Below are 14,259 nucleotides of genomic sequence, written 5' to 3'. Positions count from 1 at the left end.
TTTAACTTTCGTCTTTTTTGTCGTCAACCAGCGGGCTGGCATCGTGTTCTGCTTCGATCTCTTCTTTCGCCAGCGGGGCCGGTTCTGCCTCTGGCGTCACGAAAGTCTCGGTCGAGATGGCCATTGGTTGGCCGATTTTGGTCACGGACAGATCCTGCAACTGCTCAACCAGGTTAACTTTGCCAGGTGCGAACAGGTTGATGACGGTGGAACCGAGCTTAAAGCGGCCCATTTCCTGACCTTTCAGCAGCGCCACCGACCCTTCGCTTTCGCCTTCCGGCCAGGTCCAGCGCTTGATGACGCCTTCACGCGGTGGAGTAATGGTGCCAGCCCATGCGGTTTCAATACTGCCGACGATGGTCGCGCCGACCAGAATCTGCACCATCGGGCCAAATTCGGTATCAAACAGACAGATTACACGTTCGTTGCGGGCAAACAGGTTCGGTACGTTTTGCGCAGTCAGGATGTTTACAGAGAAGAGATCGCCCGGCACATACATCATTTCACGCAGGATACCGTTACACGGCATGTGTACACGGTGGTAATCGCGTGGAGACAAGTAAGTGGTCACAAACGTACCGTTGCGGAATTTGTCCGCCATCTGATAGTTGCCAGCCAGCAGCGCTTCAAGGGTATAGCTGTGCCCTTTAGCCTGCAGCAGTTTGTCTTCCTCGATGTTGCCTAACTGGTTAATCACACCGTCAGCGGGCATGACCAGTACGTTTGGATCGGTATTAATTGGGCGAGCATCGTCGCGCAGCGGGCGAACAAAGAAGTCGTTGAAGGTGCGATAGCTGGCGGTGTCCGGCTTTTGCGCCTCTTTCATATCGACCTTGTAATATTTCACGAACAGATCGATAACCAGTTTGGTCAGCCATCCCGCTCGTTTGCTCGCACCCCAACCCGCCAGGCGAGTGAGCCATAGTTTCGGCAGAATGTATTGTAGCGAAAGCTTAAATGAGTTTAACAAGGTAGCCTCCAGGCCATAATTTGTTCCCGATCCGGCATACGGGCCGGATCCTGAAAAAAGGGGGACGATTCTAGCGATGCTTAGCTTAGTTGTCAGTTGTCTGTATCAGAAAAGTTTTTACGCGTTTTTACCTGCGCCATGCTTTCCAGGATGCGGTGATAATTTTCAAACCGGGTTTCAGCTATGGCCCCTTTTTCTACAGCCTCACGGATAGCGCAGCCTGGATCGGTATCATGCTTGCAGTCGCGGTATTTGCAATGGCCCAGGTAGTCATGAAATTCGACAAAGCCATGCGTGATTTGTTCCGGCTCCAGATGCCACAGTCCAAACTCACGTACGCCAGGGGAGTCGATAACGTCGCCGCCGTGCGGGAAGTGATACAGGCGAGAGGCCGTGGTGGTGTGCTGTCCAAGGCCGGAGTTGTCAGAGACATCATTGGTCAGGATCTCTTCCTGCAGGCCGAGGAGGTTATTGAGCAGGCTGGATTTACCTACGCCCGATTGACCGGCAAAAATGCTGATGCGATCGGTTAATGCTTCTTCAAGCGGTTTCAGGCCGTCTTTTGTGCGGCTTGATACCATCAACACCCGATAGCCAATGTTGCGATAGATATCCATCTGTTCGTTAACGAAGGTCATGCCTTCATCATCCAGCAGATCGATCTTATTCAGCACGATAATCGGTTCAACGTGTAGCGTTTCGCAGGCTACCAGATACCGGTCGATAATATTGAGTGACAGCTCGGGTAAGATGGCTGAGACAATAACGATCTGGTCGATGTTGGCGGCAATAGGCTTTACCCCGTCGTAAAAGTCGGGGCGTGTCAGTACTGAAGTACGATCGTGTACCGCTTCAACGATACCTTTGACATTCACGCCTTCAGCTGCCGCTTTACCCGGGCGCCAGACTACGCGATCGCCAGTAACCAGCGAGCGAATTGTACGGCGGATGTTGCAACGGTGAATTTCACCGTCAGCAGACTCTACGTCGGCATGCATGCCAAAACGGCTGATAACGATGCCTTCAGCGGTTTCGCCAAACAGGTTGTCGTCGTAGTCGGGCTTCTCCGTGGACGTTTTAAGACGACGCTGGTGATTGGCGTTCACACGGCGCTGTTGGCCTTTGGAGAGTTTATTCTTACTCAATCGGACTGGCTCCTGGTCGCCCATGATGGGCAAAACATTTATGATACACACAATTTTAGATCAATGTAGTCACACTGAATGTGACGCTGAAGGGTGGAAAATAGCATGAGTGCCAATGAAAACAACCTGATTTGGATCGATCTGGAGATGACAGGTCTGGATCCCGAGCGCGATCGCATTATTGAGATCGCCACGCTGGTGACGGATGCCAACCTGAATATTCTGGCTGAAGGACCGACAATTGCGGTGCACCAGTCCGACGAACAGCTGGCATTAATGGATGACTGGAACGTACGTACGCATACTGGTAGCGGGCTGGTGGAGCGCGTGAAGACGAGCACCATGGGCGATCGTGACGCTGAACTGGCCACGCTGGCTTTTTTGAAAGAGTGGGTTCCGGAAGGGAAATCACCTATCTGCGGCAACAGCATCGGGCAGGATCGTCGTTTCCTGTTTAAATACATGCCGGAGCTGGAGGCGTATTTCCATTATCGCTATCTGGACGTCAGCACGCTCAAAGAGCTGGCGCGTCGTTGGAAGCCGGAAATCCTTGCGGGCTTCACCAAGCAGGGAACACATCAGGCGATGGACGACATTCGTGAATCTGTTGCTGAGCTTGCTTACTATCGCGAACATTTTATTAATCTTTGATTTTGTTCTCCGGTGGCTTGCGTCACCGGTTTTTTGACGCTAAATTGTTCAGCTTGATTGTAAATTAATCACTTGAACGAATTTTCGAAAAAAACGCTTTCAGGGGGGTTGCAGCTAAACGGATTTCTCGTATAATGCGCCTCCCGTAACGACGCAGAAATGCGAATTACGACAGCAACAAAAGCAGTACAGATTTGCGGGAATAGCTCAGTTGGTAGAGCACGACCTTGCCAAGGTCGGGGTCGCGAGTTCGAGTCTCGTTTCCCGCTCCAAAATTTGAAAATGCTTGTAAAGCACAGACCACCAATCGCAGGATTTCGAATTGCGACAAGGCGGCAACTGAATGAGTCCTTAGGAGCTTACTGAAGTAAGTGACTCAGGCGAATGAAGGCAGCCAACGCAGTAGCGGTTCGAAAGACGAAGATTATGCGGGAATAGCTCAGTTGGTAGAGCACGACCTTGCCAAGGTCGGGGTCGCGAGTTCGAGTCTCGTTTCCCGCTCCAAAATTTGAAAGTGCTTGTTAAGCACAGACCACCAAATCGCAGAATTTCGAATTGCGACAAGGCGGCAACTGAATGAGTCCTTAGGAGCTTACTGAAGTAAGTGACTCAGGCGAATGAAGGCAGCCAACGCAGTAGTGGTTCGAAAGACGAAGATTAAGCGGGAATAGCTCAGTTGGTAGAGCACGACCTTGCCAAGGTCGGGGTCGCGAGTTCGAGTCTCGTTTCCCGCTCCAAATTCTTACCCCAATAAAAATATCCACAACGAATAATCGCGTTGGGGACGTTTTGTTTCGTCATTGACATACTCTTGTAAACAGACTTATCCACAGGTTCGGGTATTATTCCTGAAATGCAAAAAACTTCGCCGGGTGAATAGTATCATTTTAACTATCTGAAATTATTAATTTAATTATCATTGCAAATTGTTAATACGATCACTTGACGATTTTTTCCCTCTTGAATATCAATGTGTTTTTATTTTTATACACAAGCTGTGGATGACTTAAGCGTCGCGCGGCAGACCCTTCTCAATGACCCTGACTAAACGTTGTTTCTGCGGTAGCTGCACCTCAACTACGCAGGCATTTCGCTTCTCAATTTGCTGAGCAACTGCCCATTCTATGTGTTCGTCGAGAAGTGGGTGCTCACCTCTGCGACTTTCCAGTGCGCGAAGAATGGCTTCATTCCAGGGGGCATTACCCAACGCAACGGCGATATTTCGCAGCCAGCGCAGGTGGCCAATACGACGAATGGCAGACCCCTCCGTGACTTTTAAAAACCACGCTTCGCTCCAGCTAAACAGCTCTATTAACTCCGGAGCATGAAGCTGCTTGCGCGGGTTGAAGTCATCCTCTGCCGTCAACTGTGAATAGCGGTTCCACGGGCAAATAAGCTGGCAATCATCGCAGCCATAAATTCGATTCCCCATCAAGGGACGAAATTCTTCCGGGATCGCGCCTTCCAGTTCGATAGTGAGATAAGAGATACAGCGGCGCGCATCCACCGTGTAGGGTTCAACAATGGCCCCAGTGGGACAGATGGTCATGCAGGCAACGCATTTCCCGCATCCTTCTTCTGCTGGTTGGTCGACCGGTAGGGGTAAGTCGATCAGTAATTCCCCGAGGAAGAAAAATGAACCGGCTTCGCGATTGAGGATAAGTGAGTGCTTACCTGTCCAGCCAAGCCCGGCTTTTTCCGCTAACGGACGCTCAAGAATGGGCGCAGAATCGACAAAAGGTCTAAAATTCAGCGAAACGCAATGCTGTTGAATCATCTCTCCCAGCTTTTTTAAGCGGTTACGTAGCAGCTTATGGTAGTCGCGCCCCAGCGCGTAACGGCTGACGTAACCCAGAGAAGGATTCTTCAATGTGCTGGCGAAGGCCGCATTGGCAGGAAGATAGTTCATACGTACGCTGATGACACGTAGCGTACCGGGCAATAATTCGTGAGGTCGGGCGCGCATCATGCCGTGACGGGCCATCCAGTCCATCTCGCCGTGGTATTGTTTATCCAGCCAGGCCTGCAGTTTGGGCTCCGCTTCGCTGAGGTCGGTATCGGCAATACCGACCTGCTGAAAGCCAAGCTCCAGCCCCCACTGCTTAATATTTTGCGCTAACTGATTGAGATCGAGGGGCTCTGACATGACGGACCATACAATGAAGAAAAACCCCGCAAGTATACCACACTCCATCTGGCACGCCGATGACATCAGGCGGATGGAGCGAGAGGCGGCAGACAGTTTAGGGCTGACGTTGTACGAACTCATGCAACGGGCGGGAGAGGCGGCATTTCAGGTCACTCGTGAGGCTTATCCGAATGCCCGGCACTGGCTGGTGCTATGTGGTCATGGCAACAACGGCGGTGATGGTTACGTAGTGGCAAGACTTGCCAAAGCGCTGGGTCTTGAAGTTACGTTGCTGGCGCAGGAAAGTGACAAACCGCTCCCCGAGGAGGCGAAGCAGGCACGTGATGCCTGGCTTAACGCTGGTGGCGTCATTCACGCGGCGGATATCAATTGGCCAAATAACGTGGATGTCATTATTGATGCGCTGTCAGGCACTGGCTTAAAACATGCGCCGCGTGAGTCTCTCTCGGTATTGATTGAATGTGCTAATTCTCACCCAGCCCCCACTGTGGCGATAGACATTCCCTCCGGCCTGCTGGCGCAGACGGGAGCGACGCCGGGCGCGGTCATCAACGCAGCGCATACTATTACCTTTATTGCACTCAAGCCGGGCCTGCTCACCGGTAAAGCGCGCGATGTCACCGGGCGTCTGCATGTTAACGCACTTGGGCTGGGCGACTGGCTGGCGGGGCAGAATGCGCCAATACAACGTTTTGATGCTCAACAGCTTGCGCACTGGCTAACGCCGCGTCGACCCACCTCGCACAAAGGCTCCCACGGGCGGCTGGTGATTATCGGCGGTGACCACGGTACGGCTGGCGCAATACGCATGGCCGGGGAAGCCGCGCTGCGAGCAGGTGCCGGGCTGGTCAAAGTGCTGACGCGCAGTGAAAACATTGCGCCTATTTTGACAGCCAGACCGGAACTGATGGTCGATGCGCTGACGCCGCAGACGCTGGAAGAGAGCCTGGCGTGGGCGGATGTAGTGGTGATAGGCCCCGGGCTTGGTCAGCAGGAGTGGGGCAAAAAAGCGCTGCAAAAAGTGGAGAATTTTCGCAAACCGATGCTCTGGGATGCGGATGCGCTGAACCTGCTGGCAATCAACCCCGATAAACGTCACAATCGCGTGATCACGCCGCATCCAGGTGAAGCCGCGCGACTGCTGGGTTGTTCCATTGCAGAAATTGAAGACGATCGCTTACTTTGTGCACAACGTCTGGTAAAACGGTACGGAGGCGTGGTGGTGCTGAAAGGCGCGGGTACGGTTGTTGCTGCTGAACAGGCGGAGTTGGGTATTATTGATACCGGCAATGCCGGGATGGCCAGCGGCGGAATGGGGGATGTGCTTTCCGGTATTATTGGCGCATTGCTCGGACAGAAGCTTACCCCGTATGATGCAGCATGTGCGGGATGTGTTGCGCACGGAGCGGCGGCGGATGTGCTGGCGGCGCGTTTTGGTACGCGTGGCATGCTGGCGACGGATCTCTTTACCACGCTACAGCGTATTGTTAACCCTGATGTGATTGACGTTTATCATGATGAATCGAGTAATTCCACTACCTGATGAGCAGGCGACTTTAGACCTGGGACTGCGGGTAGCCAAAGCCTGTGACGGCGCGACGGTTATATATTTGTACGGCGACCTGGGGGCGGGTAAAACCACCTTCAGCCGGGGATTTCTGCAGGCGTTAGGTCATAAAGGTAATGTAAAAAGCCCCACCTACACGCTGGTTGAACCCTATTCACTCGATAACTTGATGGTATATCACTTCGATTTATACCGACTTGCGGACCCAGAGGAGCTGGAATTTATGGGGATCCGCGATTATTTTGCCAATGATGCCATCTGCCTGGTGGAATGGCCGCAACAAGGTAAAGGTGTACTGCCAGACCCGGACGTCGAAATACACATTGAATACCAGGCGCAAGGTCGAGAGGCGCGTGTAAGCGCAGTCTCCTCATCAGGTGATTTATTGCTGGCGCGTTTAGCCGATTAACCTTAAGGGTGGCGGGATGATTTATCGCATCAGAAACTGGCTGATGGCAACCCTGGTCCTGCTGTGCGCGCAGGCAGGGGCCGCCAGCCTCTCCGATCTTCAGGTGTCCAATGGCGATCAACAGGCGCGGATTACGCTGAGCTTTATTGGCGATCCTGAATATGCCGTTTCGCAGGACGGGAAACGAACCGTCGCGCTGGATATTAAACAAACCGGTGTGATTCAGGGATTACCGCTGCTGTTTAGCGGCAATAATCTGGTGAAATCTATCCGTTCCGGCACGCCAAAAGATGCGCAGTCTCTGCGCCTGGTGGTGGATTTAACCGAGAACGGTAAAGCCGAAGCAGTAAAACGCCAGAACGGCGGCAATTATACCGTCGTGTTTACCATCAACGCTGATGCGCCACCGCCGCCGCCTCCACCTCCCGTGGTTGCAAAGCGTGTTGAAGCGCCGATTGTTGCCCCACGTCCTGTCGAGCCAGCGCGCAATCCGTTTAAAGCAGAAAACGATCGCACTACGGCTGTGACTAACAGCAATACCTCCACGCGCCCTGCGGCGCGCGCCAGTTCCAGCAACGGCGATAAAGTGGTGATTGCCATTGATGCCGGACACGGTGGACAGGATCCTGGCGCTATTGGTCCTGGCGGCACGCGTGAGAAAAACGTCACGATTGCCGTGGCGCGCAAGCTGCGCAGTTTGCTCAATGATGATCCGATGTTTAAAGGCGTACTCACCCGTGATGGTGATTACTTTATCTCGGTGATGGGGCGTTCAGACGTCGCGCGTAAACAAAACGCCAATTTCCTGGTTTCTATTCACGCGGATGCCGCGCCAAATCGTGATGCCACAGGTGCTTCCGTTTGGGTGCTGTCAAACCGTCGGGCGAACAGTGAGATGGCCGGCTGGCTGGAACAGCACGAGAAGCAATCGGAGCTGTTGGGCGGCGCGGGCGATGTGCTGGCAAACAGCCAGTCCGATCCTTACCTCAGCCAGGCTGTACTGGATCTGCAGTTCGGTCATTCGCAGCGCGTCGGGTATGATGTGGCGACCAGCATGATCGGCCAGTTAGAACGTATTGGTTCGATGCATAAGCGTCGTCCAGAACACGCCAGTCTTGGCGTACTGCGTTCGCCTGATATCCCGTCAGTGCTGGTTGAAACCGGCTTTATCAGTAACAACAGCGAAGAACGTCTGTTGGCGAGCGATGATTACCAGCAGCAACTGGCTGAGGCGATTTACAAAGGATTGCGTAACTATTTCCAGGCGCACCCGATGCAAACCGGGCCGCAGGGCGCACCGGCGCAAACCGCCAGCGCCATATCGCCGGGTAACACGTTAACAAATTAAGGATTAGCCATGCCGATTCAGGTTCTACCGCCACAGCTGGCGAACCAGATTGCCGCAGGCGAGGTGGTAGAACGGCCTGCGTCAGTGGTGAAAGAGCTGGTGGAAAACAGCATCGATGCCGGTGCGACGCGCATTGATATCGATATTGAACGCGGCGGCGCGAAGCTTATCCGTATTCGTGACAACGGCTGCGGGATTAAAAAAGACGAGCTGGCGTTGGCGTTGGCGCGTCATGCCACCAGTAAAATAGCCTCGCTTGACGATCTTGAAGCCATCGTAAGCCTCGGATTTCGCGGCGAAGCGCTGGCCAGTATCAGCTCCGTGTCTCGCTTAACCCTGACGTCGCGTACGCAAGAACAACCCGAAGCCTGGCAGGCGTATGCCGAAGGGCGTGACATGGATGTCACAGTTAAACCCGCTGCGCATCCGGTGGGAACCACGCTGGAGGTGCTAGATCTGTTCTACAACACCCCGGCGCGGCGCAAATTTATGCGCACCGAGAAAACCGAATTTAATCATATCGACGAGATTATTCGCCGCATTGCGCTGGCGCGTTTTGATGTGACGATAAATTTGTCGCACAACGGCAAAGTGGTGCGTCAGTACCGGGCAGTGGCCGCGGATGGGCAGAAAGAGCGCCGACTGGGCGCGATTTGCGGCACGCCGTTTCTGGAGCATGCGCTGGCGATCGAATGGCAGCATGGCGATTTAACATTGCGCGGCTGGGTGGCCGATCCTAACCACACAACGGCAGCACTGGCAGAAATCCAGTACTGCTACGTGAATGGTCGGATGATGCGCGACCGGCTGATCAACCATGCTATCCGCCAGGCCTGTGAAGATAAGCTGGGAGCCGATCAACAGCCCGCTTTTGTGTTGTATCTGGAAATCGATCCGCATCAAGTGGATGTCAACGTACACCCAGCTAAACATGAGGTCCGTTTCCATCAATCCCGGCTGGTGCACGATTTTATTTACCAGGGCGTGTTGAGTGTCCTGCAACAGCAGCTTGAAACGCCGCTGCCGTTGGCTGATGACGACGAACCCGCCCCAAGGCACATTCCGGAAAACCGCGTTGCTGCTGGACGCAACCATTTTGCCGAGCCGGCTCCCGCGCGTGAACCTGCGACACCGCGGTACTCAGCATCCGCTGGCACTGGAAGTGGCAATAGTGGTGGCGGTGGCCGTCAGGCGGGAGCCAGTTGGCCTCATGCTCAACCCGGATACCAAAAGCAGCAGGGCGAAATTTATCAGCAACTGATGCAGACGCCTGCTCCAACGCGTAAAACGCCGGTCTCTGAAACGCCATCGACGCCTCTGACTGGCAGCAGTCAGGGCTTTGGCCGGGTGCTAACGATTGTTGGTGCAGACTGCGCGTTACTCGAGTGTGATGGCCATATTCGGTTGTTGGCATTACCGGTGGCTGAGCGTTGGTTGCGTCAGGCGCAGTTAACGCCGGGTCAGGGAGCGGTTTGTGCTCAACCGTTACTGATCCCTTTACGTCTAAAAGTGACCGCTGATGAAAAAGCGGCACTGCAAAAAGGACAGAGCCAACTGGCTGAGTTGGGCATTGAATTTCAGCTGGATGCGCAGCATGTGACCATCCGGGCGGTGCCTTTACCCTTACGCCAACAAAATTTACAAATCTTGATTCCTGAACTGATAGGCTACCTGGCGCAGCAATCCGTATTCGAGCCGGGCAATATTGCACAGTGGATCGCACGTAACCTGATGAGCGAGCATCCACAGTGGAGCATGGCACAGGCGATTACGCTGTTAGCGGATGTTGAGCGGCTCTGCCCACAACTCGTGAAGGCACCGCCGGGTGGTCTGTTACAACCTGTTGATTTACATTCGGTAATGAATGCCCTGAAACATGAGTGATACCCGTAAGGCGAGCCTGCCAAAGGCGATTTTTTTGATGGGGCCAACGGCCTCCGGTAAAACGGCATTAGCAATTGAATTGCGTAAAGTTTTGCCCATAGAGTTGATAAGCGTTGATTCCGCCCTTATTTACAAGGGGATGGATATCGGTACAGCTAAGCCTGATGCAGCTGAATTACAGGCCGCACCGCACCGATTGCTGGATATCCGCGATCCATCGCAGGCGTACTCCGCTGCGGATTTTCGTCGCGATGCGTTAGCCGAAATGGCCGACATCACCGCTGCGGGGCGTATCCCGTTGCTGGTGGGCGGCACAATGTTATATTTCAAAGCCTTGCTTGAAGGACTGTCGCCGTTACCGTCGGCGGACCCGGTAGTCAGGGCCAGAATTGAGCAGCAGGCGGCAGAGCAGGGTTGGGACGCGTTACACCGACAGCTTCAGGATATCGATCCCGTGGCAGCAGCGCGTATTCATCCAAATGATCCGCAAAGACTTTCCCGGGCACTGGAAGTTTTTTTCATTTCGGGTAAAACTTTAACGGAGCTGACGCAAACGTCAGGAGATGCTTTGCCGTATCAGGTGCATCAGTTTGCAATCGCCCCGGCGAGCCGTGAACTGCTCCATCAGCGAATTGAGCAGCGTTTTCATCAGATGTTAGCTTCAGGTTTTGAAGCAGAAGTCCGGGCGCTTTTTGCCCGTGGAGATTTGCATACGGATTTGCCTTCCATTCGTTGTGTAGGGTATCGCCAAATGTGGTCATACATTGAAGGTGAAATTTCATACGATGAAATGGTTTATAGAGGTGTTTGCGCCACGAGGCAGTTGGCGAAGCGACAGGTAACCTGGTTGCGTGGTTGGGAAGGGGTGCACTGGCTTGACAGTGAAAAGCCTGACCAGGCGCGAAACGAAGTATTACAGGTTGTTGGTGCTATCGCGAACTGAATGTGTACAATTGAAACGTATCGTGCGCAATTTTTCAGAATCGAAAGGTTCAAAGTACAAATAAGCATATAAGGAAAAGAGAGAATGGCTAAGGGGCAATCTTTACAAGATCCGTTCCTGAACGCACTGCGTCGGGAACGTGTTCCAGTTTCTATTTATTTGGTGAATGGTATTAAGCTGCAAGGTCAAATCGAGTCTTTTGATCAGTTCGTGATCCTGTTGAAAAACACGGTCAGCCAGATGGTTTATAAGCACGCGATTTCTACTGTTGTCCCGTCTCGTCCGGTTTCTCATCACAGCAATAATGCCACCGGCGGCACAGGCAGCAACTACCATCACGGTAGCAACGCGCAAGGTTCATCTGCGCAACAGGACAGCGAAGAAACCGAATAAGGTTATTAGCTGTTTTACATACGGGGAGCCAGCGATCCTGTGTTCCCCGTTGATTTATATTAAGGGGTTGACGCTTGTTTGACCGTTATGATGCCGGTGAGCAGGCGGTACTGGTACACATCTATTTTTCGCAAGACAAAGATATGGAAGACCTCCAGGAGTTTGAATCTCTGGTTTCTTCCGCCGGTGTCGAAGCAATGCAGGTGATTACCGGGAGCCGTAAAGCACCGCACCCGAAGTATTTTGTTGGTGAAGGTAAGGCAATCGAAATTGCCGAAGCCGTAAAAGCGACTGGCGCTGCGGTGGTGATTTTTGATCATGCTCTAAGCCCTGCCCAGGAACGTAACCTGGAACAGTTGTGCCAGTGTCTTGTTATCGACAGGACTGGTCTCATTTTAGATATTTTTGCCCAGCGTGCGCGAACCCATGAGGGTAAGTTGCAGGTTGAGCTGGCGCAGTTGCGCCATATGGCTACGCGTCTGGTCCGTGGCTGGACTCACCTTGAACGGCAAAAGGGCGGGATTGGTTTGCGCGGCCCGGGTGAAACCCAGCTCGAAACCGACCGTCGTTTGCTGCGTAATCGCATTTTGCAGATACAGTCGCGCCTGGAAAAAGTTGAAAAGCAACGTGAGCAGGGGCGACAGTCGCGCAAGAAAGCGGATGTCCCAACCGTATCACTGGTGGGATATACCAACGCCGGAAAATCCACCCTGTTCAACCAGATCACCGAAGCCCAGGTCTACGCAGCGGATCAGCTGTTTGCGACCCTGGACCCGACGCTACGCAGAATAGACGTGGCGGACGTGGGTGAGACCGTGCTGGCGGATACCGTTGGGTTTATCCGTCATTTGCCGCACGACCTGGTGGCGGCGTTTAAGGCCACCTTGCAGGAAACACGTCAGGCGACATTGCTGCTGCACGTTATTGATGCAGCAGATTTTCGTGTGCAGGAAAACATTGAGGCCGTCGATACGGTGCTCGAAGAGATCGATGCGCATGAGATCCCGACCCTGCTGGTGATGAATAAAATCGATATGTTGGATGACTTTGAGCCGCGTATCGACAGAGATGAAGAGAATAAACCCATTCGCGTTTGGGTATCAGCGCAAACGGGGATTGGTATACCACAACTTTTTCAGGCTTTGACTGAGCGACTTTCCGGTGAGGTGGCGCAGCATACGTTGCGTTTGCCGCCGCAGGAAGGGCGTTTGAGAAGCCGGTTTTATCAACTTCAGGCAATAGAAAAAGAGTGGATGGAGGAGGACGGCAGCGTAGGTCTGCAGGTTCGTATGCCGATCGTAGACTGGCGTCGCCTCTGTAAACAAGAACCGGCACTGGAAGACTATGTTGTCTGATCTGACGGATATGGCCTGAAGATTTTTTCGCCTCTATACCTTGTGGATTTTGTGCGGCAGGAAGGCGGCAAGTCCTGAAATCTCCAGGAGCATAGTCAACTATGTGACTGGCGTTGAGGGACGCAGCCAACGCAACGGCAGCGCAAAAGACGCAGGTATAGCATCGCATAACAAATATGGAGCACAAAAATGGCGTGGAATCAGCCCGGTAATAACGGACAAGACCGCGACCCCTGGGGAAGCAGCAAACCTGGCGGCAACCCTGAGGGAAATGGAAACAAAGGTGGTCGCGAGCAGGGACCTCCCGATCTGGACGATATCTTCCGCAAACTGAGTAAAAAGCTCGGTGGTCTGGGTGGCGGTAAAGGTACTGGCTCTGGCGGCGGTAGTTCATCGCAAGGCCCGCGTCCGCAACTGGGCGGTCGAGTCTTTACTATCGCAGCGGCCGCTATCGTCATTATCTGGGCGGCCAGCGGTTTCTATACCATTAAAGAAGCGGAACGCGGCGTGGTGACACGCTTCGGTAAATTCAGCCATTTGGTTGAACCGGGTCTGAACTGGAAACCGACCTTTGTCGACGAAGTGACACCGGTCAACGTTGAAGCCGTGCGTGAACTTGCCGCATCCGGCGTCATGCTGACCTCTGACGAAAACGTCGTGCGCGTCGAAATGAACGTACAGTACCGCGTGACCGATCCGCAGCGTTACCTGTTTAGCGTAACCAGCGCGGATGACAGTCTGCGTCAGGCTACCGACAGTGCCCTGCGTGGGGTTATCGGTAAATACACCATGGACCGTATCCTGACCGAAGGTCGTACCGTTATTCGTAGCGATACCCAACGTGAACTGGAAGAAACGATCCGTCCGTACAACATGGGTATCACTCTGTTGGACGTCAACTTCCAGGCTGCACGTCCGCCGGAAGAAGTAAAAGCCGCGTTTGACGATGCTATCGCAGCACGTGAAAACGAACAGCAGTACATCCGTGAAGCGGAAGCGTACACCAACGAAGTTCAGCCGCGTGCAAACGGTCAGGCGCAGCGTATTCTGGAAGAAGCGCGTGCGTATAAGACTCAGACAATCCTGGAAGCACAGGGTGAAGTGGCTCGCTTCGCAAAAATTCTGCCGGAATATAAAGCCGCACCGCAAATTACCCGCGAGCGTCTGTATATCGAAACCATGGAAAAAGTGCTGAGCAATACCCGCAAAGTCCTGGTTAACGATAAAGGCAGCAATTTGATGGTTCTGCCGCTGGATCAAATGCTGAAAGGTGGTAGTGCGCCAGCAGCAAAGACTGACAGCAGTTCAAACCTGCTGCGTCTGCCGCCAGCAACGACTTCCAGCACTGGAGCAAGCAACACATCGTCCACCAGTCAGGGCGATATTATGGACCAACGCCGCGCGAATGCGCAGCGTAACGACTACCAGCGTCAGGGGGAATAACG

12 protein-coding genes and 3 tRNA genes are annotated in these 14,259 nt (G+C 53.4%); 12 read left to right on the top strand and 3 right to left on the bottom strand.

All coding sequences use genetic code 11. From position 1 onward, the window contains the following. Position 1: 1 nt before the first annotated feature. Both asd and rsgA read right to left on the bottom strand, forming a co-directional pair. Positions 2-970 carry an archaetidylserine decarboxylase gene (gene asd, locus GHC22_RS21160; RefSeq protein WP_008785997.1) on the bottom strand — a complete coding sequence of 323 codons (969 nt, stop codon included), beginning with the start codon at positions 968-970 and terminating at the stop codon, positions 2-4. A 92-nt stretch (positions 971-1,062) separates the two neighbouring features. Continuing rightward, the gene (rsgA, locus tag GHC22_RS21155) at positions 1,063-2,115 is read right to left on the bottom strand and encodes a small ribosomal subunit biogenesis GTPase RsgA (protein ID WP_194841953.1); all 1,053 of its coding nucleotides are present in this window, start codon (positions 2,113-2,115) and stop codon (positions 1,063-1,065) included. Between the two features lie 105 nt (positions 2,116-2,220). On the opposite strand from rsgA, the gene orn reads away from it, so the two are divergent. The 4 genes from orn (at position 2,221) to GHC22_RS21135 (ending at position 3,503) form a co-directional block, all read left to right on the top strand. Then, positions 2,221-2,766, top strand: a complete 546-nt coding sequence (gene orn, locus GHC22_RS21150) for an oligoribonuclease (RefSeq protein ID WP_153753865.1) — start codon at positions 2,221-2,223, stop codon at positions 2,764-2,766. A 196-nt stretch (positions 2,767-2,962) separates the two neighbouring features. Further along, positions 2,963-3,038, top strand: a tRNA-Gly gene (locus GHC22_RS21145). Between the two features lie 156 nt (positions 3,039-3,194). Beyond that, a tRNA-Gly gene (locus GHC22_RS21140) sits at positions 3,195-3,270 on the top strand. A 157-nt stretch (positions 3,271-3,427) separates the two neighbouring features. Next, positions 3,428-3,503, top strand: a tRNA-Gly gene (locus tag GHC22_RS21135). A 269-nt stretch (positions 3,504-3,772) separates the two neighbouring features. On the opposite strand, the gene queG is transcribed toward GHC22_RS21135, so the two are convergent. Next, positions 3,773-4,912, bottom strand: a complete 1,140-nt coding sequence (gene queG, locus GHC22_RS21130; RefSeq protein WP_111466215.1) for a tRNA epoxyqueuosine(34) reductase QueG — start codon at positions 4,910-4,912, stop codon at positions 3,773-3,775. On the opposite strand from queG, the gene nnr reads away from it, so the two are divergent. The 8 genes from nnr to hflK all read left to right on the top strand — a co-directional run bounded on the left by nnr (position 4,911) and on the right by hflK (position 14,257). Next, positions 4,911-6,458 (top strand): bifunctional ADP-dependent NAD(P)H-hydrate dehydratase/NAD(P)H-hydrate epimerase, encoded by a 1,548-nt coding sequence (nnr, locus tag GHC22_RS21125; protein WP_153753864.1) that lies wholly within the window; start codon positions 4,911-4,913, stop codon positions 6,456-6,458. The genes queG and nnr overlap by 2 nt on opposite strands. Further along, a complete protein-coding gene (gene tsaE, locus GHC22_RS21120; protein WP_008786002.1) occupies positions 6,430-6,891 on the top strand; it encodes a tRNA (adenosine(37)-N6)-threonylcarbamoyltransferase complex ATPase subunit type 1 TsaE in 462 nt (153 codons plus the stop codon). Before nnr ends, tsaE begins: the two co-directional genes overlap by 29 nt. Positions 6,892-6,907: 16 nt before the next feature. Next, positions 6,908-8,239 carry an N-acetylmuramoyl-L-alanine amidase AmiB gene (amiB, locus tag GHC22_RS21115; RefSeq protein WP_003830500.1) on the top strand — a complete coding sequence of 444 codons (1,332 nt, stop codon included), beginning with the start codon at positions 6,908-6,910 and terminating at the stop codon, positions 8,237-8,239. A 9-nt stretch (positions 8,240-8,248) separates the two neighbouring features. Next, a complete protein-coding gene (gene mutL, locus GHC22_RS21110; protein WP_048236290.1) occupies positions 8,249-10,123 on the top strand; it encodes a DNA mismatch repair endonuclease MutL in 1,875 nt (624 codons plus the stop codon). Beyond that, a complete protein-coding gene (gene miaA / locus GHC22_RS21105; RefSeq protein ID WP_048227205.1) occupies positions 10,116-11,066 on the top strand; it encodes a tRNA (adenosine(37)-N6)-dimethylallyltransferase MiaA in 951 nt (316 codons plus the stop codon). The genes mutL and miaA overlap by 8 nt, the downstream gene beginning before the upstream one ends. 84 nt (positions 11,067-11,150) lie before the next feature. Further along, positions 11,151-11,459 (top strand): RNA chaperone Hfq, encoded by a 309-nt coding sequence (gene hfq, locus GHC22_RS21100; RefSeq protein WP_003025584.1) that lies wholly within the window; start codon positions 11,151-11,153, stop codon positions 11,457-11,459. A 74-nt stretch (positions 11,460-11,533) separates the two neighbouring features. After that, positions 11,534-12,814 carry a ribosome rescue GTPase HflX gene (gene hflX, locus GHC22_RS21095; RefSeq protein WP_003830495.1) on the top strand — a complete coding sequence of 427 codons (1,281 nt, stop codon included), beginning with the start codon at positions 11,534-11,536 and terminating at the stop codon, positions 12,812-12,814. Between the two features lie 189 nt (positions 12,815-13,003). Then, a complete protein-coding gene (gene hflK / locus GHC22_RS21090; protein ID WP_008786005.1) occupies positions 13,004-14,257 on the top strand; it encodes an FtsH protease activity modulator HflK in 1,254 nt (417 codons plus the stop codon). Positions 14,258-14,259: the final 2 nt, after the last annotated feature.

Source organism: Citrobacter sp. H12-3-2 (assembly GCF_009649895.1).
Classification (GTDB): domain Bacteria; phylum Pseudomonadota; class Gammaproteobacteria; order Enterobacterales; family Enterobacteriaceae; genus Citrobacter; species Citrobacter portucalensis.
Note: the sequence above shows the minus strand (reverse complement) of the source record. Positions and strands in the feature narration are given on the sequence as shown.